Below are 23,720 nucleotides of genomic sequence, written 5' to 3' on the forward strand. Positions count from 1 at the left end.
TAAACAATGAAAAAGAAATCTTTACTATTTGCATTTTTGCTTTTCCTAACTATGTTTTGTTTTTCTCAACAGAAACGTTTTGAAATACAATGGACTGGCACCAAAACCCTCTCTAATGAAACCTTTTCTTTAGAGGTTCCTGCTTTTAATGACAAAAATTTTAATTATAGTCTAGATAAAGGTTTACAATTTGTAGAACAGTGGAATATTGCACAAGCTTTAAACGAACAATCAGTTCAAGTTACAAATGTTTCTTATCAGAACATTTCTAGAAATGAATTAAAAGGGCTTAACGTCAATAAAATTCCTAATGCGTTAACGTATGAAATAAAAAATTCTGTTGCAAGGAATAAGCGTTCTGCTTTTTTTTCAATTTCACCTATTGTGAAACAAAACGGCGTTTTTAAAAAAATAACAGCTTTTACTGTAAATTATTCTAATGGAAATGTTGCATCAAGGAATAATTCTTTTTCTAGTAATGCTATAACAAATTCTGTGCTTGAAACTGGTCAATGGTTTAGATTTTATGTAAACAAATCAGGAGTTCACCAAATCTCAAAAGCATTTTTACAGCAAATGGGTATTAATATTAATACCATTGATCCTAGAACAATAAAGCTTTATGGAAACGGTGGTAAAATGATACCGTATGCTAATTCAGAACCATATCCAATAGATTTACAAGAAAACGCTATTCGTGTTGTTGGTGAAGAAGACGGCTTTTTTCATGAGTTTGACTACATTCTATTTTATGCACAAGGACCAGAAGGTAATATTGATGATACAACTATAAATACTCACGTAAATCCTTATACTGATACATCATATTATTACATTAATATAAGTCCTGGAAATGGAAAGCGAATACAACCTTTTTTACAACCATCAGGAAATCCAGATATAACCATCAATACATTTCATGATTATCAATATCATGAATTAGATGAGTATAATTTGGTTAGCGTAGGACGTAGGTGGTTTGGTGATCGTTTTGATGTTGAAACAAATAAAACATTTGATTTTGTTTTTCCTGATTTAATAACATCAGAACCAGTTAGGTTCAAAACAATTGTAGCTTCAGCTTCTGAAGTGCCTACCAGCATGCAGGTAAGAATAAATGGTACAGATGTTGCAAATTTAGTGATACCTGAAGTGTCTGATAGTAACTTTGCTACAGAGGCTGGTTTTACTGGTAATGTAACAGTAAATTCAGGAATGGTATCAGTAAATTATAATTTTGATAATTCTAGTAATCCCTCTGCTTCAGGTTATATAGATTATATTGCTCTAGAGGCAACAAGAGCTTTGAATTTCTCTGGAACACAATTCAAGTTTTATAATAAATCAGTAGCCCAGACATCTGGAATTGGCTTGTATAATATGACTAATGCATCACAGGTTTCAGAGATATGGAATATTACAGATATATATAATGTTACAACGTATGTTAATTCAAATGCTAGCGCTAATATTAGTTTTAAATCAACACTCGGTTCATTAAAAAAATATGTGGCAGTAACACCTTTAGATTATTACCAACCGTTATTAGCTACAAACCCTTTTGTGTTTAATCAAAATCTTAAAGGGACCATTTTTCAAAATGAACAAGGTCAGTTTCAAGATATAGATTACTTAATAATTACACCAGCATTATTATATAATCAAGCAGAACGGTTAGCACAAATAAATAGAGTGAATAATGGATTAACAGTAAAGGTTGTTACACTAGATCAAATTTACCTAGAATTCAGTTCAGGTAATCAAGATATTGGAGCTATTAGAAACTTTGTAAAATATGTATATGATAATGCAAGCTCACCAGAAAACAAGTTGAAGTATTTGTGTATGTTTGGAGATGCTTCATTTGATTATAAAGATAGAATCCGAAATAATACCAATATAGTACCGTCATGGCATGCCTATGAGAGCTTTAACCTAACAAGTTCATTTATTTCAGACGATTTTTTTGGTATGATGGATAATAATGAAGGAAGTATGCATACTGCAGATAAATTAGATATTGCTGTAGGTAGAATTCTTGCAGCTTCTCCGCAACAAGCAAATGAATTGTTATCAAAAATAGAAAACTACTACAGTCAAGCTTCTTACGGTAATTGGCGAAATAATTTTGTCGTAATATCTGATGATATTGATGAAGAATGGGAACGTGTTTTACAGGAAACTACAGATCATATTGCAGATGAAGTATCAACAGAAAAACCTTTTATCAATGCAATTAAAATTCACGCAGATGCTTTTCAACAAGAGTCAACTGCAGGAGGGCAAAGGTATCCTACAGTAAATACAGCTATTATAAATGCTCTTGAAAACGGAGCATTGGTTGTAAATTATTTTGGTCATGGTGGTGAAGATGGTCTAGCTCATGAACGTATTTTTGAAAATTCAGAAGGAGAAAACCTTAATAATGTTTGTAAGCAGACCTGTTTTATAACAGTTACCTGTGAGTATACCAGGTTTGATAATCCATTGAGGCCAACAGCAGGCGAATTTATTTATTGGAATAAAAATGGCGGAGCAATCGGACTAATTACAACGACGAGACAGATTTTCGTTAATGTTGGTATTTCATTTAACACCACATTAGATGAGTATTTATTTTCTTTTAGTGATAATGATGATTACGATGATAATGAATACCCAACAATGGCAGAAGCTTTAAGGTTAACAAAAGTTGATCCTCAAATTTCAGGTATAAGCCAAAGACGATTGGTGTTTTTTATTGGAGATCCAGCAATGAGATTAGCGTTTCCAGATCCTCAAATACGATTAACACATATTAATGATAACCCTATCGGAAGTGGTTCGGATGTATTGCAGGCATTAAGTCATGCAAAGCTAGCAGGAGAAGTTACTGATTTATCAGGAAATGTTCTTTCAAATTACAACGGAGAACTTTCTGCAACAATTTATGATAAAAACGTAGAAAGGCAAACGTTAGCCAATGATAGAGTTAGAGAAGGGAATCAGCTTATAATTATGGATTTTGAAACACTAGGTTCAATTATATTTAGAGGACAAGCAACCGTAACAAACGGACAGTTTGAATTCGATTTTATAGTGCCTAGAGATATTGGTATTCCTGTAGGACTAGGCAAAGCAAGTTTTTATGCAAAAAATGGAGAAGCTTTTCAAGATCATACAGGAGCAAATGTTACCGAATTAAGAATAGGTGGTTTAAATGAAGATGCGCCAGAAGATAACCAAGGACCATTAATAAACCTTTTTATGAATGACGAAAGTTTTGTTTCTGGAGGTATTACAAATGAATCACCAAGCTTACTTGTTAAACTTGAAGATGAAAACGGTATAAATACCGCTAGTGGTATTGGTCATGATATTGTAGCTATTATAGATGGAGATGAGACAAACCAATATGTCCTTAACGATTATTACCAAACAGATCTTGATGTTTATCAAAAAGGAAGTCTCACTTACCCATTTAGAGACTTGTCTCCAGGACTTCATACATTAACTGTAAAAGCTTGGGATGTATATAATAACTCATCAACATCAGAAATACAATTTGTAGTATACGATAAAGATCAAGGTCTCGTTATAGACCACGTGCTTAATTACCCTAATCCGTTTGTAAATTATACAGAATTTTGGTTTAATCACAATAGTCCTGAACCATTAAACGTTACGGTACAAATATTTACAGTATCAGGCAAATTGGTAAAAACACTTACAGGACAAACCAATACAGCTCAATGCTGTAATCAAGGAGGTTCAACACTTTCAAGAGATATTATTTGGGATGGGCGCGATGATTTTGGAGACCGCATAGGAAAAGGTGTTTACATCTATAAACTTACTGTAGTTTCCAGTACAACGAATAAACGTGCCGAAAAAATAGAGAAACTTGTTATACTATAATAATAATTTATATTTGTCAAAATAAACAAAATAGATGAAAAATCAGATTTTAATTTTATTAGCAGGCTTTTTTGCCACTCAAATACAAGCACAAACACTCACTACTATAGTGCCTGATAGCAATGACTCTAGAGTTATTACAACAGGGGTGCCTTTTACATTAATTGCTCCTGACGCAAGAGCGGCTTCAATGGGAGATATGGGTGTGGCAACATCTGTGGATGTGTTTTCACAGCAGTGGAATTCTTCTAAATATGCATTTTCTGAAGTAAAACAAGGAATAGGAGTTAGTTATACACCATATTTAAGTAAGCTAGTTAATGATATTTTTTTAGGAAACATTACATATTTTAATAGATTAAATGAGCAAAGTTCTTTTGCTGCAAGTTTTAAATATTTTTCTTTAGGAGACATTGAGTTAGTACAAGATGAATTTTCTCAAGCATTAGTAGAAAGACCAAATGAATTAACTTTTGATGTGTCTTACTCACTAAAATTAAGCGAACAATTTGCAATGTCTGTAGCGATGCGTTACTTAAGATCAGATTTAAAAATTAATGCTGTTGATCCAGATACTAAAGCAGCAAGCACATTTGGAGCTGATATTTCTGGATATTACCAAAGTGAAGAAGAAGCTTACAATAGTTTTAATGGGCGTACGCGTTTAGGCTTTGCTATTCAAAATATTGGGCCTAAATTTAAATATGATGAAGGCGGACAAGAAAACTTTCAACCAACAACCTTACGTTTAGGAGGTGGTTTTGATTTTATTTTAGATGATTATAATAAAATCTCTGTGACAGCTGAGGTAACTAAACTATTAGTTCCAACGCCTCCGGTAACAGGGTCCTTGATAGAGTATGAAGAAGTGAATGGAGAAGAAGGTTACCAAGAAGGAGAAGATACGCGTGTAAGTGTAGTTCCTAATTATATTATAGAGGGTAAAGATCCTAATGTAGGGTTTTTTAAAGGCATGTTTCAATCCTTTGGTGATGCGCCAGGTGGTTTCAGCGAAGAGATTAAAGAGTTTACTTGGGCATTAGGAGCCGAGTATAAATATCAGGATTCTTTTGCATTCAGAGCAGGTTATTTTAACGAGGCCGAAGATAAAGGAGCTAGAAAATTCTTTGCTATTGGTGCAGGTTTCACTTATAATGTAATTGGTATTGATTTATCATATTTGTTTTCAGCATCAAAAGTTCAAAGTCCTTTAGAGAATACACTTCGTTTCTCGTTAACCTTTAACATAGGTTCTGGTGCTTACACAGAATATTAATAAATAATACACTATTCAAATACATTAAAACTATTGCTTTTTGCAATAGTTTTTTTGTCTAAAATAGTATCAGTAACTTTAGTATCTACTAAATGAGATTTTACAATACATGAAAGAAGTAAAAATAGAATCCACATTAACGGTTTATGATAATTTTGATGAGCTACCAAAATCAGTAGCTTCATTAATGCAGCACGCTATAGAAGCTAGGCAAAAATCATATTCACCGTATTCAAAGTTTAGCGTAGGAGCTGCTTTATTATTAGATAATGGTGAAATTATTACAGGTAGTAACCAAGAAAATGCATCATATCCTTCAGGGCTTTGCGCAGAGCGAACAGCTATTTATTATGCAGGCGCAAAATACCCAGAAGCTAAAATTGTACAAATGGCCATAATAGCAGGGTCTACAATAAAACAAACAATGTCCCCAATTCCGCCTTGTGGAGCATGCAGACAAGCGATTGCAGAATATGAAATTAAACAAGAAACACCTATTGAAATCTATTTTATGGGTGAAATAGGAAAGGTTGTAAAGTCAAATTCTCTAGCAAATATTTTGCCATTAGTTTTTGATAAATCGTTTCTATAACGTTTTCGAAAAAAAATTACGAATTACTGTTTTTTCATTAATGTGTAAAGTGTTACTTTTGTTATTCGCTTGTGTCGATTTTTTTATATGACACGCATTATTTTCTTTTATAAATTAGGTTAAATGCAAAAAGTAACAAAAGAAGTTTACCTTAAATGGTATGAAGACATGTTATTCTGGAGAAAGTTTGAAGACAAACTAGCTGCAGTTTATATCCAACAAAAAGTAAGAGGATTTCTTCACTTGTACAATGGTCAAGAAGCAGTGTTAGCAGGAGCGCTACACGCTATGGACTTGACTAAAGATAAAATGATAACTGCATATCGTAACCACGTACAACCAATTGGTATGGGTGTAGACCCAAAACGTGTTATGGCAGAATTATATGGTAAAGCAACAGGTACCTCTCAAGGTCTTGGTGGTTCAATGCATATTTTTTCTAAAGAACACCGTTTTTATGGTGGTCATGGTATTGTAGGTGGTCAAATTCCTCTAGGTGCTGGTATTGCATTTGGTGATAAATATCATGGTAGCGATGCTGTAACGCTTTGTTGCTTTGGTGATGGTGCTGCAAGACAAGGTTCACTTCACGAAACGTTCAACTTGGCAATGTTATGGAAATTACCAGTAGTATTTGTTTGTGAAAACAACGGTTATGCTATGGGAACATCTGTAGAGCGTACTGCAAACCATACAGATATCTGGAAACTAGGTTTAGGGTACGAAATGCCCTGCGGACCTGTAGATGGTATGAATCCTGTAAAAGTTGCTGAAGCCTTTGATGAAGCTATTGAAAGAGCTAGACGTGGTGACGGACCAACATTTTTAGAATTAAAAACATACCGTTACAGAGGACACTCAATGTCTGATGCACAACACTACAGAACAAAAGAAGAAGTTGAAGAGTACAAGAAAATAGATCCTATTACGCAAGTAAAAGACATTATCTTGGAAAACAAATATGCAACTGAAGCTGATATAAAAGTTATTGACAAGCGCGTAAAAGATTTAGTAAGCGAATGCGAAAAATTTGCTGAAGAATCTCCATTCCCAGAAAAGAATGTTATGTACGATGCGGTTTACGAGCAACAAGATTATCCATTTATACAACACAAACTATAATAAGATATGGCAGAAGTAATAAACATGCCTCGTTTGAGCGACACTATGGAAGAAGGTACTGTCGCAACTTGGTTGAAAAAAGTTGGTGATAAAGTAGAAGAAGGAGATATCCTAGCCGAAATAGAAACAGACAAAGCAACTATGGAGTTTGAGTCTTTCTATGAAGGTACACTATTACATATAGGTGTTCAAGAAGGTGAAACTACAAAAGTAGATGAGCTTTTAGCTATTATAGGAGAAGAAGGAGAAGATATTTCTGGTTTATTAAATGGAAGTGCTACTCAAGATTCAAAAGAAGAAGAGGCACCAAAAGAAGAAAAAGAAGAAGCAACTAGCGAGCCAGCAACAGAAACTGTAGATATTCCTGAAGGTGTTACAGTGGTAACAATGCCACGTTTAAGTGATACTATGGAAGAAGGAACTGTTGCAACATGGTTGAAAAAAGTTGGAGATGAGGTTGAAGAAGGTGATATTTTAGCCGAAATTGAAACAGACAAAGCGACTATGGAGTTTGAGTCTTTTCAATCAGGTACATTATTACACGTAGGATTGCAAGAAGGAGAATCTGCAAAAGTAGATGCACTTTTAGCTATTTTAGGTCCTAAAGGAACTGATGTTGAAAATATTGCAAAGAATTTCAAAGCATCATCAGGAGAAAAAGCAGAAGCTCCAAAAGAGGAAGCACCAAAAGCAGCTTCTAAACCAGAGCCAAAAGCTGAAGCTCCTAAAAAAGAAACACCTAAAGTTTCTGCTCCAGCATCAACATCGTCTTCAGATAGAGTATTTGTATCGCCATTAGCTAAAAAAATGGCTGATGAAAAAGGTATTAATTTATCTCAAGTAACAGGTTCAGGTGAGAATGGTCGTATTATAAAACGCGATATAGAAAACTTCACACCAGGAACATCTGCGGTTGCAGTAGGTAAATTTGTACCAACAGGTCAAGAAGATTTTGAAGAAGTAAACAATTCGCAAATGCGTAAAGTGATTGCGAAGCGTTTAGCAGAATCTAAATTTACAGCACCTCATTATTACTTAAATGTAGAGTTTGATATGGAAAATGCTATAGCTTTCCGTGCGCAGTTTAACTCTATTCCAGATACTAAAATATCATACAATGATATGATTGTTAAAGCATGTGCTTTAGCGTTAAAACAACATCCGCAAGTAAACTCACAATGGTCTGCAGATAAAATGCGTTTAAATCATCATGTGCATATTGGTGTAGCAGTTGCAGTTCCTGACGGATTGGTAGTTCCTGTAGTACGTTTTGCTAATGAGCAATCATTACCACAAATCGGAGCTGAAGTTAAAGAACTTGCAGGTAAGGCTAGAAACAAGAAACTAACGCCTCAAGAAATGGAAGGTAGTACGTTTACTGTATCTAATTTAGGAATGTTTGGTATAGATAGTTTTACATCTATCATCAACCAACCTAACTCAGCAATTCTTTCAGTAGGAAATATTGTTGAAAAACCTGTAGTTAAAAATGGTCAAATTGTAGTAGGACATACTATGAAGTTATGTTTAGCTTGTGACCACAGAACTGTAGATGGAGCAACTGGAGCACAATTCCTTCAAACATTAAAAGGATATATAGAAAACCCAGTTACAATGTTAGTTTAATAGGAGTTTTATATAGTTTGATATAACTTAAAATCCCAATTCAAGTATATTGAGTTGGGATTTTTTTATATTTAAACCTTGTAAAAAAACACTAGTTAAAAAATGAGATACCTTATATTTATTTTACTCCCATTACTATTTGTTGGATGTAAATCTACAGAAAAAAATACTTCAAAAACAATTACAATCACCAGTGAAGAGGTTAAAAATATGGTCTCTTATTTAGCTTCAGATGAATTAAATGGTAGAGATACCGGAACTTCAGGAATAGAGAAAGCGGCCTTGTTTATTGAAAAAGAGTTGGAGTCTTACAACGTTAAACCTTATTTTGAAACATATAGAGATAGTTTTAAGGTAAAAGACATGAATGCCTATAATGTTGTAGGTTATTTAGAAGGTGTTGACCCTAAACTTAAAGATGAGTTTGTTGTTATAGGCGCACATTATGATCATATAGGAATCTCAAAGCGTATTGTAGATAACGATTCAATCGCTAACGGAGCAAATGATAATGCAGCAGGAACAAGTTCTGTACTTGCTATGGCAAAGTATTTTGCTGCAAAGAAAAACAATAAAAGAAGCTTACTTTTCGTGCTGTTTTCGGCTGAAGAAAAAGGATTACTGGGTTCTGATCATTTAGCTAAAAAACTAAAAGCAGAAAATTTCAACCTATATACTATGGTTAATATGGAAATGATAGGTGTACCTTTTAAAGATCGTGATTATATAGCTTTTTTAACTGGGTATGATGTATCAAATATGGCTGAAAAAATAAATGAATATGCTGGTGCTCATATTGTAGGAGCTTCAGATGTAGCTAAAAAGTATAATTTATTTAGACAGTCTGATAATTATGCTTTCTATAAGGCTTTCAATCTGCCTTGTCATACAATTTCGTCTTGTGATTTATCTAATTATGATTATTATCACCATGTAGATGACGAAGCTGATAAGTTAGACTACACACATATGGCTAATTTTATAAATACAATTATACCTGCCATAGAAGCTATGAGTAATACACCAACAAAGGAGATTGTAATTAATGAGTAAGAATATTATAATAACAGGAACAAGTAGAGGTATTGGCTTTGAAATGGTGCATCTTTTAGCAAGTCAAGGTCATAATGTTTTGGCACTATCTAGAAATGCACAACCAGTTTCTAATCTTCAATATGATAATATTTCATCTTTTGCCTTTGATTTATGTAATGAATCAGATTATAAAAAAGTGACAGCGTTTATTGAAAAAGAATGGAAGCATGTTGATATACTTATAAATAATGCAGGTTTACTACTTAACAAGCCTTTCAGTGAAACAACATTTACTAACTTTCAGAAAGTTTATGAAACAAATGTTTTTGGAGTTTCTGAAATGATACGAACCGTATTACCTTTCATGAAAAAAGACAGTCACGTAGTAACAATAAGTTCTATGGGAGGTGTTCAAGGGAGTATGAAATTTGCAGGACTAGCTGCATATAGTTCAAGCAAAGGAGCTGTTATTACATTAACCGAGTTGTTGGCTGAAGAATATAAAGAGTCCGGTCCTAGTTTTAATGTGCTTGCTTTGGGCGCTGTTCAAACAGAAATGTTAGAAGAAGCTTTTCCTGGTTATGTGGCTAATACTTCAGCATTAAAAATGGCAGAATATATTTCAGAATTTGCTTTAAACGCCCATAAATACTACAATGGTAAGCTTTTGCCAGTTTCAAATTCTACACCGTGAAACATCTTTGTAATCAGTGAGTTATGATGTTGTTTTAAGGTTAATTTAACGTTAACTAACATAAAATTAAGCACTTAAAAGTAAATATGTACAGTTGGTAGAATAAATTTTATCAAGGATATAAAAATATCTTTATTTATGTAAAATTTAATTTATCATCATGAAAAAAACTTTACGTCACTTAAACTTATTAAGTAGCCTGGCTTTTTTAAGTTTCTTTAATCAAATTTATGGGCAAACCTTCGAGAGGGCCGAAGTTGTATCAGGTCTGGGTATTTTAGAACAAAATAGCGGTGTTTCTGTTGTAGATTACAATGGAGATAATGTTATGGATATTTTTGTGGTAGGCGAAGGAATAGATGTTAATGGAGTAGAAAGAACACATAGCCGTCTATTTAGAAACAATAATGACGGTTCTTTTACCGATGTAACCAATGCATCAGGACTTACCAATTTATTAATACAAGATTACAGTCAAGATGGCATTTTTTATAGTTTTGATGGCTATAAGCAAGGTGCATTTTGGGGAGACTTTAACAATGACGGCTTTCCAGATGTGTTTTTTACAAATACATTCAATGTCTTATTGTACCAAAACAATGGAGACGGAACATTTACCAACGTTACAACATCAGCAGGTTTTAATGTAGCAACAGGCTGTCAATACATGGGAGCAACATGGTTTGATTATGATAATGATAGCTATTTAGATATCTATATCAATGATTGGGGCGGATGTGCTACTAACTTATTATACCATAACAATGGTGATGGTACTTTTACAGATGTAACAGGTGCTATGGGAATTGCAGAGGGCATACCTTCAAGACAAAGTTTTACAGCAATGCCTTTTGACTTTAATCAAGACGGCTATATGGATTTATATGTAAGTAATGATTTTAACGATGAAAACTACTTGTATATAAATCAAAGCGGAACAGGTTTTATAGAGCAAGCTTCAGCAGTCGGGCTTGATAATGATTTTGACGATATGGGTATTGCTATGGGAGATTTTAATGTAGATGGAAATTTTGATTTCTTTATTACAGGAATAGATGAAACAGCTTTATTTTTAAATAACGGAGATAATACATTTTCAGAACAATCTGTAGTAAATGGTATAACAGGAAGCGGTTGGGCTTGGGGAACCAAATTTGCAGATTTTGATTTAGATGGAGATGAAGACTTATTTGTAGCAAACGGTTACACATTTGAAGGCAGAGGAGCAGAATACAACGTTTATTTTAAAAACAATTACGTTGAAGGGTTAAATAATTTTGTAGACAATACAACTGCGGTAAATCTTCATGATTCTACAATAAGCATAGAAGCAGTAGATTTTGATTATGATAATGATGGGGATTTAGATTTGTTTCTAACAAATAGCGATACACATTCTTATCTTTATGAAAATAAACTTCTGAATTTTGATGCGCCAGTAACACAACATTGGTTTAAAGTATCATTAGAAGGAACTACATCAAACAGAAGTGCCATAGGAACAGAAGTGACTATAGTTACAAATAGTGGAACATTTAAACGGTACTTTACTGGAGTAGGCTTTTTAGGGCAGAGTATAAAACCTGTGCATTTTGGTCTTAATGGCGATACACAAATAATCAGCTTAACTATAAAATGGCCTTCTGGACTTATAGAAACTCACAACAACCTTAATGCTGATACCCATGTAAAAGCTACTGAAGGTGCAGGTATTGTAGATTTATCTATATCGCCTAGTGTAAAAATATACGGATGTACAGATCCAACATCTTGTAATTACAACCCAAGCGCAACAGTAAATGATAACTCATGTACATATTTGCCAGAAGGTACAATCTCTGGGGCAGTAACATCTGGGTTTTTACGACAAGAAACATATAGTTATCCGGCAACAGGAACAAGTGTTTTTTGGTCAGTTAGAGGTGGAGAGCTGGTATCTGGTCAAGGAACACCTAGCATTGTTGTAAAATGGGGATTGAATGAAACAGGCAAGATTACAGTCTCTGAAAGTGATGGTAATTGTTCAAGTCCTGTAGTAGAGCTAGATGTTGACATTATATTACAACAAACCCAAGATCATATATCTATAGCAAGGTTATGGAATGAAGCTTTATTAGAAGCGATAAGAAAAGATTTTGCAAGACCAACTGTACATGCCAGAAACTTATTTCATTCTAGTGTAGTTATGTATGATATATGGGCAATTTATGATGGAATTTTAGCACATCCAAGTCCACAATCGCATGCAAGACCTTACTTTGTAGGGAATGAAATACACGGATTTAACAGCTCACTACTTCCATTTGTTCCTCAAGAAGGCTTTATTAATTCTAATAATGAAGCTATTAGTTACGCTATGTATAGACTCTTAAGTCATAGATTTCAAAACTCTCCAGGAGCCTTTGAAACCCAGCAGCGTTTTGATTATTTGATGGATGAGTTAGGTTATGATATAAACTATACATCGAGTAACTATCAATCAGGAAATGCGGCAGATTTAGGAAACTATGTAGCGCAGTTAATGATAAATTACGGTTTTACAGATGGAGCAAGAGAGAGCTCTGGTTATGATAATGATCATTATCAACCAGTAAATCCTCCTTTAGCGCCAGCTTATGAAAGTAATACATTGGTAGATCCAAACCGATGGCAATCTTTAAGTTTAGAAACCTATATAGACCAAAGTGGAAACTTAATTGATGGAGCTGCGATACCTTTCTTAAGTCCAGAATGGGGAGATGTATATCCTTTTGCGATGACTGATGGAGATAAAACAACTTATCAAAGAGATGGTAATGACTACCAAGTTTATCATGACCCTTCAAGTCCTCCTTATATTGATAACACAAATAGTAGTGCGCAAAGCGAATCTTACAAATGGACGTTTTCTTTAGTTTCTATTTGGGGATCACATTTAGATCCAAACGATGGAGTAATGTGGGATATTTCGCCAAACTCTAAAGGAAATATTCCTTTTTCATCGTTGCCAACAAGTTATTTACAGCACCCAAGTTTTTATGATTTATTTGATGGAGGCGATATCGGTACAGGACATAGTATGAATCCTGTTACAGGACAGCCATACGACCCACAAATTGTTCCAAGAGGTGATTATACTAGGGTGTTAGCCGAGTTTTGGGCTGATGGTCCTGATTCTGAAACACCTCCAGGACACTGGTTTACATTATTAAATCACGTTACAGATCATCCAGAGTTTGATAAATCTACAGCGGGATTAGATATGTATTCTATTCCGGATAATGTTGTTTTAGAATGGGATGTAAAAGCCTACTTTGTATTAGGTGGCGCTATGCACGATGCAGCGATTTCTGCTTGGAGTGTAAAAGGATGGTATGATTATTTAAGACCTATTTCTGCAATTAGATATATGGCAGATTTAGGACAAAGTACAGATACAGGGTTATCAAATTATCATCCACAAGGAATACCGCTTCAACCAGGTTATATTGAAGTTGTTGAAGCAGGAGATCCACTAGCTGGAGCATCAAACCAGCATGTTGGTAAAATTAAATTATATTCATGGAAGGGACATGATTTTGTTAATAATACAGATACTGATACAGCTGGAGTTGGCTGGATATTATCAGAAGATTGGTGGCCTTATCAACGCCCTTCATTTGTAACGCCACCGTTTGCTGGTTATGTTTCAGGGCACTCTACATACTCAAGAGCAGCAGCTGAAGTAATGACACTTATTACAGGTGATGAATATTTCCCAGGTGGTATGGGAGAATTTGAAGCTAGAAAAAATGAGTTTTTAGTTTTTGAGGAAGGTCCTTCTGTAGATATTACTTTACAATGGGCAACTTATAGAGATGCTTCAGACCAGTGTAGTTTATCAAGAATATGGGGTGGAATTCATCCTTCGGTAGATGATATCCCTGGGCGTATTATGGGAGAAGCAATAGGAGTAGGCGCTTTTGATTTTGCTGTTCCTTATTTTACTAGCAATACTTTAGGAGTCTCTGATTTCTCAATTTCAAATACATATCCAAATCCGGTTGCTTCTGGTGGTGTGATTAATGTGTCTAATGCTTCGAAACAAGCTACTTATAAGCTAATTGACATAAGAGGTCGATACATAGCATTAAATCAAACAAGCTTTAATCCTCAAACAGGAATAGCGAAAATAACAATCCCGTCTTCTACTGAAACAGGTGTTTATGTTTTAACAAATGATAATGGAGGAACTAAAAAAATTATTGTAACGAAGTAATCATAAAGTGTTTTAATAAAAAAAGGAGCAAATTAAAAATTGCTCCTTTTTTATTTTTCTACAATACCTATCATAATATAGCGATAGCTTTTTGGTACAAGCTTATCAAAAAAAGTATCTACCTTACCATATAATTGGCGTTGTTTTTCGTTTTTACCAAAAGTTCCAAAAAAACCAACTGTTTTATAATCTATTTTTTGAAAAGACTTAAATAAAGATACCATCTCGTTAAGTTTAAGGTAATGCCATTTATTGCCCCATTTTACAAACTTTTTCCTTGCATACATGTGTAAAAATGATGCTTCAAGATTTTCTATAAAAAGAATTTTCCCACCAGGTTTTAAACTTTTATATATTGAATTAATAGTTTGTTGTTCTAAACGAGTATTTGAACCAATGCTTACGCCTCCTAAAACAGATTTAAAAACAACTAAATCAAATTTGTTTTCATAAGGAATATTTGATGCGTCTATAGCTTCATAAGAAATTAGGTTTTCGCAGTTGTGTTTTTTATGAAGAGTTATTGTTTTATCTAGTTCGTGTTGTTGATCTTTATAACTTACATCAGAGCATATAACGTTATTGCCGTGCAACGCAAGCCATAAAGATAATCCACCTTGTCTAGCTCCAATTTCTAAACAAGATAGCTGCTTGTTTTTTATATCAATATGTTTGTTCCAAAAAGGAAAAGCTTTAGACCAATTAACAATATCCCAGCCAATAATATCATTTATGGTATCTTGATTCATATTGTTTTAAAGTTTTATGCCTTGTGTTGTAAATGAGATACCTTGCTGTCCTGATGTAGATATCATTACAGCTTCAAAGTGGGGCTCGCTATTATTCGGGTGTGTTTTCCAATCAAAAATAAAATTAGCTCCAGAACCACCATGAGAATCCTTTTCATCTATAATGATTTCAAGGGTCTCTAATGGCTTTATATAAATGGGTTTTTTAAAGTAATTTCTAATTAAATCACCGTGCGTATTGTAATAATCAGCATTCAAAATGAAAACAGAATCTTTTACACTGATATTTCTTAAACTAACTGTAGCAGTAAGGTTTATGGTTCTATGTTCTGTCATGCTATAAATTTCAGAATAAACAGATAAGTAACTGCTGCCGTTTGTTAAGCTATCTTTTGTTGATAAGTCAATAAAGCGTTCTTGCCAATTTATTGGGTTTATAGAGCTTATCTCCTTTGTGTCATTACATGATATTAATATAATACAGGTAAGTAAGTATATAAAAAGGTGCTTCATAATTAGGCTTGATTATTGACTCCTAAAATAACGATTTTGTATCGATCAACAATTGGATTTCATTTTAAAAAAGTAATTTTGCAGAATTAAGATAATCATTATGCAACAAACAACAAATACAATTTTAATGATTCGTCCTATAAACTTCAGGATGAATGAGCAAACAGCAGTAAATAATTACTACCAAAAGGTTTTAGATAACTTATTGCCAGATACCGTAAATGCAAAAGCACAACAAGAGTTTGACGCTTACGTAAACAAGCTTCGAGCTATTGGTGTTAACGTTGTGGTTGTTAGTGATTCAGATGATTTTGATACACCAGATTCTATATTTCCAAATAACTGGATATCATTTCATGAGAATGGAAATATAGGCTTATATCCTATGTTTGCTGAAAATAGAAGGCTTGAACGTAGAGAAGATGTGCTTGTTGAATTAGAAAATCAAGGTTTTGAAATAAATCAAATAGTAGATTACACAAGCGCAGAAGAAGAGCAAGTATTTTTAGAAGGCACAGGAAGCTTGTTGTTAGATAGAGAAAATCGTATTGCATATTGTGCCTTATCACCAAGAGCTGATGAAGATTTGTTTATAGAGTTTTGTGAAGATTTTGAGTTTACGCCTGTTGTATTTACTGCTTTTCAAACAGTAAATAATACACGAAAAGCAATTTATCATACAAATGTTATGATGTGTCTAGCAGAAACTTTTGCTGTGATATGTTTAGACTGTATTGATGATAAAAAAGAAAGAAAAAATGTTGTAAAACATTTGAAAGACACAGGAAAAGAAATTATTACAATTACTGAAGACCAAGTAAATAATTTTGCTGGTAATATGTTACAAGTAAAAGGTCAAAATGACGAACGTTTTTTAATAATGAGTCAGGCTGCTTATGATTCTTTAAGTCAGAGTCAAATAAAAACAATAGAAAAGCATTGTAAAATACTATCAAGTTCATTAGATACTATAGAAGCTTGTGGCGGCGGAAGCGCGCGATGTATGATGGCAGAAGTATTTTTGCCTAAAGCTTAAGAATTAATTTTCTGTATTAGATTTAGGAAGCTCTATATAAAAAGTGCTTCCTACATTTAAGGTGCTTTCAACCCAAATTTTCCCTTTGTTAAGTTCTACCAATTCTTTACAAATGGTAAGCCCTAAACCTGTGCCTTTTTCATTTTTAGTGCCATTTGTGGTAAACGAATTGTTTTTAAATATTTTTTCTTTATTCTCTGGTGATATCCCAACTCCAGTATCAGAAATACTAATAACAGAGTTTCCGTTGCTGATGTGGTTTGAAATAGTTATTGTATCTCCAGATCTACTAAACTTAACAGCGTTTGTCAGTAAATTTTGAATGATTATTTCAATCATACTTCTATCAGCATATATAAAATCTTTTAGAGTGTGATCTCTAATAATTATGCCTTTGTTTTCTATTTTTTGTTCAAGCAAATGAACTTTGTCTTCAAAAACTTCTTGAATATCAAATAAGCTAGGACTAGGTTCTAGCGCTTGCATTTGAGATTTTGACCAGTTTAATAAGTTAAAGAGTAATAAAGAAGCATTATTAGCATTTTCGCTTAATTCAGGAATTAAATTGTCAAATTCGGTTTGTGATAAAGACCCTTCTTTTAGTAAATCAATAAATCCTTTTATGGAAGTTAGCGAATCTTTTAAATCGTGAGATACAATAGAAAACAATCTGTCTTTTACTTTGTTTATATCTTCTAGGTGCTTTGTTTGTTCTAGAATGGCTTTGTTTTGAAGTTCTATTTTTTTGTTTTTCTCTTCTAACTCATGTGTGTATTTAATGCTGTTATTTCTTTTAAGGTATATAAGAACAAAAAAGGTTAAAACTACAGCAAAAGCAGCTAATAAAGCATAAAAAATTAGCTTTAGGTCATTAAGTTTTTTCTCGTTTTCAGAATTTTCTTTTTTCTGCTCTGCAACAAGGTACGATGTGTTAGAGTTATTAATATTTAAAGAGGTATCCTCAATGAGAGTATCTGTACTTTCTTTAACAGTAGGTTTTTGAATTTTTGCTTTTTCAAGTTTTGTTTTAAGTGAATAATACTCACGTTGCCAAATAAAAGCTCTGTCAAAGTTTTTGTTTGTAGAGTCTAAAGATTTTAAGAGTTTAAAGTTCTTTAAAAGCTCTTCGTTATTGTCTAAAGATTTAGCAATTGCATTCGCCTCAAGAAGTTGATTTTCGGCGTATTTTAAACGACGTTGTTGTATGTTTAAGTTACCTATGTTGTTTAATGAAATTAATAAACCTGATTTGTTTCCAAGCTTTCTATTTAGCTTTAAGCTTTCTATCAGGTATTCAGAGGCTAATTCATAATCTTTAAACTGTAAGTGTTCTCCACCAAGTTTAGGTAAAATTTCCCCTCTTATAGAATCGTTTTCCTCATCAATTAGGTCTAAAGTTTTTTCATAGTATTGAATAGCTTTTCTGTGTTCTTTTTCTTGAGAGTATAATAAAGCTAATGCTCTGTTGGTTTCTATTACAGCAGGCTTATCTTGTTGTAGTACTTGTAGCTCTAAAGCTTTAAGGTAATAATCAATCGCTTTATCTGTAATTTGCATATTAGAGTATGCTATTGCCAAACTCTGGTAAGCTAAGCATAATTCTTTTGTAAGATGCCTTTTTTCAAGTTCTTTAATTGCAGATAAAGAGTACTTAAGACCTTTCTCGTAATTACCTCTTTCTATTTCTAATAATCCTATATTGTTGTTTACTCTTGCAACATGAAGCGTGTCTTTGAGTAGAAGAAATAAGCTTTTAGATTTTGAGTAACTATCCATCGCATTGATGTAGTCATCTTTTTTTGTATAAATTAAAGCTTTGTAGTAAGCTATTTTAGCTATCCCTTTTTCGTAATTTAAATTAGCAGATAGTTTCTCGCTTTGAGAAGCATATTTTAAAGCTTTATCATAATCTTTTGTTTGATAAAGGGCTTCAACAAGTCTTAAAGATGTTTTTATTTTTGATGTATCTGTTTTTTGAAATGCTAATTGAATAGCAAGACTATCTTGTACATTGGTTTGAGAATAACCAACGCAAACAAAAATAAAAACAAACAACGTAAATAACTTTCTCATTTAGTCATAGGGCAGTAGTAAACCAAGCTTAACTTATATCCATAAAAGGAAACCTCTAGGAAGTCTAGCGAATGTTAGTTAGTTTAAAAAAACCCATTAATTTGGGGTGTTAATAGCATTACCAAACAAAAATTGGAAAAAGAGACCTAAAAAGCTAATTTTTAGGATTTACTACCAAAAAATTAGTTTAAGTGATAGCTAAATTTTTGTCAAAAAAAATGTAATCGATTAACTGTAAAAATCATAGAAAAAAAACACTTTTGTCGATGAAATGCACTTTAGATTTTGTCCTTAAAGGCGCGCTTTTTTATAATCAATTACATATAACACGTAGCGTTAATAAAAATCTTATCTTTGCAACCTTAAAATAAATCTCAATGAATCTACAAAACACCTTATCTAATCAAGTAAAAGAAGCTGTAAAAACAATTTACAATGCCCAATTAGAAACCGTAGAATTTCAAGCAACACGAAGAGAGTTTGCTGGAGATATTACTGTAGTAGTGTTTCCTGTGTTGCGTGTTGTAAAAGGCAACCCAGTACAGATAGGAGAATCTATAGGGAATTATTTGGTAGAACATGTAGATTTTGTAAAAGCTTTTAATGTTGTTAAGGGATTTTTAAATATTGAAATCGCAGATGCTTACTATGTAAACTTTTTCAATAGTATAAGTAATGATTCAAGTTACGGCTTTATAACTCCAAAAGCTGATGAAAAAGCTGTTATGGTTGAGTATTCATCACCAAATACCAATAAGCCTCTTCATTTAGGACATATTAGAAATAACTTATTAGGTTACAGTGTAGCTGAAATAATAAAAGCATCTGGTAAGAAGGTTTATAAAACACAGATTATAAACGACAGAGGGATACATATTTGTAAAAGTATGTTAGCATGGAAACGATTTGGAAATGGGGAAACACCAGAAACAACCGGGCTGAAAGGAGACAAATTAGTAGGTAACTACTATGTGAAATTTGATCAAGAGTACAAAAAACAAATAGAAGCATTAATAAAAGAAGGTAAATCTGAAGAAGAAGCCAAAAAGCAAGCGCCTATTTTGATTGAAGCTCAAGAAATGTTGCAAAAATGGGAAGCAGGTGATGATGAAGTTGTTGCGCTTTGGGAAACTATGAATGGTTGGGTTTATGATGGTTTTGACGTTACCTACAAGAATTTAGGAGTAAATTTTGATGCTTTATACTATGAAAGCCAAACATATCTTTTAGGAAAAGAGTTTGTCACTGCAGGTTTAGAATCAGGAGTGTTTTATAAAAAAGAAGACGGTTCAGTTTGGTGTGACCTTACTGAGGACGGATTGGATGAAAAAATTGTACTTCGTTCAGATGGAACTGCAGTTTATATGACACAAGATATTGGAACTGCAATACAGCGTATTAAAGATTATCCAGATGTTGGAGGGATGGTTTATACTGTAGGTAATGAACAAGACTATCACTTTAAGGTGTTGTTTTTAATTCTTAAAAAACTTGGCTTTGATTGGGCTAAAAATCTTTTTCACTTAAGCTATGGTATGGTAGATTTACCTTCTGGAAAAATGAAGAGTAGAGAAGGTACTGTAGTAGATGCTGACGATTTAATAGTTGAAATGAGTAATACCGCTGAAGAGATTTCTGAAGAACTAGGGAAACTTGATGGCTATACAGAACAAGAAAAACAAGATATATATAAAACAATAGGTTTAGGCGCATTAAAATATTTCATACTAAAAGTAGATCCAAAAAAGCGTATTCTTTTTGATCCTAAAGACTCTGTCGATTTTCAAGGAAATACAGGGCCTTTTATTCAGTATACCTATGCTAGAATTCAAGCTATTTTAAGAAAATCTAGCTTTGATACATCTGTTAGCATAACAGACATAAAGCTTCATGAAAAAGAAAAGGAACTTATTAAGCAATTAGAGTTGTTCCCGGATATTATTCAGCAAGCAGCAAGCAATTATAGCCCAGCTTTAATAGCTAATTATACATATGATTTAGTAAAAGAATTCAACTCTTTTTATCAAAATGTATCAATTTTAGGGGCTGATATTGAAACCGATAAGATTTTTAGAGTTCAGCTATCTCAATCAGTTGCAAATACTATAAGAAACGCTTTTTCGTTATTAGGTATACAAGTGCCAGAGCGTATGTAATTGTGTTTTTATTAAAAAAAGGCTTATTTTTTAAACCAAATTCATAAAAATTACGTATAATTAAGAGTAACCAAAAAAATAATTATGAAGCTTAACCATATTTTTTATTTGTTTTTATCCCTTTTAGTATTGTCTTGTTCAGATGACGATGCTTCTAATTCAAACATACTTACAGGTAGATTAGCAAACCAATTATCAGCAGGACAATCTTCAAACGATTTGCTTTCTGCAAATAGGTTTACAAGCATGGTTGTTGAGGTTGTTTATGTAGAAGGTTTTGAACCAACACAAGCAGCAATAAACCATTTTACATCATTTCTAGAAGATAGAACATTTAAGCCTGATGGTATTACAGTAGAAAAAAGAGCTATTGCGTCACCAAGATTAGCGTCTTATACCATTAATGATATAATTGCAATAGAAGATGCAAACAGAACCAGATTTAATACGGGCAACCAAATTGCAGTATGGGCATTTTTTGCAGATGCTGAATCTGCTAGCAATTCAGGGTCAGGAGTCGTTTTAGGTACAGCATACAGAAATACATCGTTTGTTATTTTTGAAGAAACGATTTCTAGCTTTAGTGACGAACCTTTAGAGCCAAGTAGAAATGTACTAGAATCTGTAGTTATAGAGCATGAATTTGGTCACATACTAGGATTAACTAATCTTGGAACTCCTTTACAATCTAATCATGAAGATGGCGCACATCCAAAACATTGTAATGTTGAAGACTGCTTAATGTATTGGACAGCTGAAACAGGAAGTGGTATTATAGATATGGTTTCTGGTGGGAACATTCCAACTTTAGATGCGCAATGTATTGCCGACTTACAGGCAAACGGCGGGCGATAATAACAATAAAAATAATCTTAAAATATTGAAACTGCTATGATGTTAAATCATAGCAGTTTTTTTTCACACAATATTAGTCATCACCTAGTAGAAGATAATTAAATTCTAGCGATAAAACCGTAGATTTGTAGCATGCAAAAAGCGATTCAGCAGTTTATACCAGAAGCAGCAGTGTCAAAAGTTTTTAAACTTTTAGAAAATGAAGATTTAATTGTAAAAATTAAACAAGAAAGAAAAACTCGCCATGGCGATTACAGGCGTTTTCCAGATGGCAGGCATCAAATAACTGTAAATGCTAATTTAAATCAATATCGCTTTTTAATAACTTTGATACATGAAGTAGCGCATTTTGAAACTTACAAAAACTATGGGTTTAAAGTCAAACCTCATGGTAAAGAATGGAAGTATACATTTCAAAGACTAATGTTACCATTTATAAACCCAGATATTTTTCCAAATCAATTACTACCATTAATAGCACAACATTTTAAGAGCCCTAAAGCTAGTAGCGATACAGATGTTAATTTAGCGTTAGCTTTAAAACAATTTGATGAACCTAATAATAAAACGTATATTTTTGAAGTTCCATTTGGAAGTACATTTAAGTTATATAATAACAGAGTGTTTAAAAAAGGAAATAAACGTACTAAACGTTATGAGTGTGTTGAGATTGCAACAGGAAAATTGTATCTTTTCAACCCGAATGCAGAAGTAGAAGTTATCAATTAAAATGAGAGTTAAAAATCTCATATTAATGAAATAAGATAAATCATTATCAATGAACAAAAATTATTATGCCATTTTAATGGCAGGAGGCGTAGGATCACGTTTTTGGCCTGTAAGTAAAGAAGCTTTTCCAAAGCAGTTTCACGATATGCTAGGAACAGGAGAAACACTTTTTCAAAGAACTTTTAATAGACTAGGAAAACTAATTCCAAAAGAAAATATTTTTATACTAACAAATGAGCGTTATAACGATTTGGTGCTTGAGCAATTACCTGAAGTTTCTGAAAGACAGGTGGTTTTAGAACCAGCTATGAGAAATACAGCGCCGTGTATTTTATATGCATCTTTAAAAGTTCAAAAAGAAAATCCGGATGCTATGATGATTGTAGCGCCTAGTGATCACTGGATTGAAGATGAGGTAGCCTTTACTGAAAATGTGCAACAAGCTTTTGATTTTTGTGAGAAAAATGATGCATTAATGACATTAGGAATTCAACCTACATTTCCCAATACTGGATATGGTTATATAGAGTTTGATAAGGCACCTAATAAAACAATAAAGGTTGTTAATCAGTTTAGAGAAAAGCCAGATTATCAAACAGCCAAACAGTTTATAGAACAAGGTAATTTTCTTTGGAACGCCGGAATTTTTATGTGGAGTGCAAAAAGTGTTATTAAAGCATTTCAAAATAACCAACCCGAATTATTTAAGCTTTTTGAAAAAGGTACAGAAGTATACAACACAAGCCATGAACAAAAATTTATAGATGAAAACTATAAACTAGCCGAAAACATCTCTGTAGATTATGCTATAATGGAATCATCAAAAAACGTTTATGTGATTCCTGCTAATTTTGATTGGAGTGATTTAGGTACATGGGGCAGTTTATACGATAAATTAGAGAAGGATAGCAACAATAATGCTGTAGTTAACGCAAAGACATTAACAGATGATGCGTCAGGAAATATGATTAGAACTTCAAATGAGAAGGTGGTCATAATAGACGGTTTAAATGATTATATTGTTGTAGATGATAACGAAGTTTTACTTATCTTTCCTAAAGCAAAAGAACAAGATATTAAAAAAGTGCTTCAACAAGTCAAAGATAAATTTGGCGAGCATTATGGATAAT

The 23,720-nt window shown here is 33.0% G+C and carries 16 protein-coding genes; 13 read left to right on the plus strand and 3 right to left on the minus strand.

The window, feature by feature from the left end; all coding sequences use genetic code 11:
* Positions 1-6 precede the first annotated feature (6 nt).
* The 8 genes from porU to ACN5J3_RS07470 all read left to right on the plus strand — a co-directional run bounded on the left by porU (position 7) and on the right by ACN5J3_RS07470 (position 14,479).
* Positions 7-3,897, plus strand: coding sequence for a type IX secretion system sortase PorU (gene porU, locus ACN5J3_RS07435; protein ID WP_418511319.1), 3,891 nt, complete (start codon positions 7-9; stop codon positions 3,895-3,897).
* Positions 3,898-3,931: 34 nt separating this feature from the next.
* Positions 3,932-5,173, plus strand: a complete 1,242-nt coding sequence (porV, locus tag ACN5J3_RS07440; protein ID WP_417291642.1) for a type IX secretion system outer membrane channel protein PorV — start codon at positions 3,932-3,934, stop codon at positions 5,171-5,173.
* A 109-nt stretch (positions 5,174-5,282) separates the two neighbouring features.
* Positions 5,283-5,765, plus strand: coding sequence for a cytidine deaminase (gene cdd / locus ACN5J3_RS07445; RefSeq protein WP_417291641.1), 483 nt, complete (start codon positions 5,283-5,285; stop codon positions 5,763-5,765).
* Between the two features lie 123 nt (positions 5,766-5,888).
* The gene (pdhA, locus tag ACN5J3_RS07450) at positions 5,889-6,887 is read left to right on the plus strand and encodes a pyruvate dehydrogenase (acetyl-transferring) E1 component subunit alpha (RefSeq protein ID WP_131508049.1); all 999 of its coding nucleotides are present in this window, start codon (positions 5,889-5,891) and stop codon (positions 6,885-6,887) included.
* Positions 6,888-6,893: 6 nt separating this feature from the next.
* The gene (locus ACN5J3_RS07455) at positions 6,894-8,513 is read left to right on the plus strand and encodes a pyruvate dehydrogenase complex dihydrolipoamide acetyltransferase (protein ID WP_418511320.1); all 1,620 of its coding nucleotides are present in this window, start codon (positions 6,894-6,896) and stop codon (positions 8,511-8,513) included.
* Between the two features lie 102 nt (positions 8,514-8,615).
* On the plus strand, positions 8,616-9,566 hold the full coding sequence (locus ACN5J3_RS07460; RefSeq protein ID WP_418511321.1) for a M28 family peptidase: 951 nt from the start codon (positions 8,616-8,618) through the stop codon (positions 9,564-9,566).
* Entirely contained in the window at positions 9,559-10,242 is a 684-nt protein-coding gene (locus ACN5J3_RS07465; protein ID WP_418511322.1) for an SDR family oxidoreductase, read from the plus strand. The genes ACN5J3_RS07460 and ACN5J3_RS07465 overlap by 8 nt, the downstream gene beginning before the upstream one ends.
* Before the next feature lie 160 nt (positions 10,243-10,402).
* A complete protein-coding gene (locus ACN5J3_RS07470; protein WP_418511323.1) occupies positions 10,403-14,479 on the plus strand; it encodes an FG-GAP-like repeat-containing protein in 4,077 nt (1,358 codons plus the stop codon).
* A gap of 50 nt (positions 14,480-14,529) precedes the next feature.
* Here ACN5J3_RS07470 and ACN5J3_RS07475 read toward each other — a convergent pair whose 3' ends face one another.
* Complete coding sequence (locus ACN5J3_RS07475) at positions 14,530-15,228, minus strand: class I SAM-dependent methyltransferase (RefSeq protein ID WP_417291636.1); 699 nt, start codon at positions 15,226-15,228, stop codon at positions 14,530-14,532.
* A 6-nt stretch (positions 15,229-15,234) separates the two neighbouring features.
* Positions 15,235-15,741, minus strand: coding sequence for a DUF3124 domain-containing protein (locus ACN5J3_RS07480; RefSeq protein ID WP_417291635.1), 507 nt, complete (start codon positions 15,739-15,741; stop codon positions 15,235-15,237).
* A gap of 100 nt (positions 15,742-15,841) precedes the next feature.
* On the opposite strand from ACN5J3_RS07480, the gene ctlX reads away from it, so the two are divergent.
* A complete protein-coding gene (gene ctlX / locus ACN5J3_RS07485; protein WP_417291634.1) occupies positions 15,842-16,777 on the plus strand; it encodes a citrulline utilization hydrolase CtlX in 936 nt (311 codons plus the stop codon).
* 3 nt (positions 16,778-16,780) lie between these two features.
* On the opposite strand, the gene ACN5J3_RS07490 is transcribed toward ctlX, so the two are convergent.
* Positions 16,781-18,850 (minus strand): ATP-binding protein, encoded by a 2,070-nt coding sequence (locus ACN5J3_RS07490; RefSeq protein ID WP_418511324.1) that lies wholly within the window; start codon positions 18,848-18,850, stop codon positions 16,781-16,783.
* A gap of 377 nt (positions 18,851-19,227) precedes the next feature.
* On the opposite strand from ACN5J3_RS07490, the gene argS reads away from it, so the two are divergent.
* From argS to ACN5J3_RS07510, 4 genes are all read left to right on the plus strand, one after another.
* On the plus strand, positions 19,228-21,006 hold the full coding sequence (argS, locus tag ACN5J3_RS07495) for an arginine--tRNA ligase (protein WP_418511326.1): 1,779 nt from the start codon (positions 19,228-19,230) through the stop codon (positions 21,004-21,006).
* Positions 21,007-21,090: 84 nt separating this feature from the next.
* Positions 21,091-21,861, plus strand: coding sequence for a membrane metalloprotease (locus ACN5J3_RS07500; protein WP_418511327.1), 771 nt, complete (start codon positions 21,091-21,093; stop codon positions 21,859-21,861).
* Positions 21,862-21,993: 132 nt separating this feature from the next.
* Complete coding sequence (locus ACN5J3_RS07505) at positions 21,994-22,590, plus strand: SprT-like domain-containing protein (protein WP_417291630.1); 597 nt, start codon at positions 21,994-21,996, stop codon at positions 22,588-22,590.
* Positions 22,591-22,639: 49 nt separating this feature from the next.
* The gene (locus ACN5J3_RS07510; protein WP_418511328.1) at positions 22,640-23,719 is read left to right on the plus strand and encodes a mannose-1-phosphate guanylyltransferase; all 1,080 of its coding nucleotides are present in this window, start codon (positions 22,640-22,642) and stop codon (positions 23,717-23,719) included.
* Position 23,720 lies beyond the last annotated feature (1 nt).

It is taken from the genome of Corallibacter sp. (assembly GCF_048381695.1).
Lineage (GTDB): Bacteria > Bacteroidota > Bacteroidia > Flavobacteriales > Flavobacteriaceae > Corallibacter > Corallibacter vietnamensis.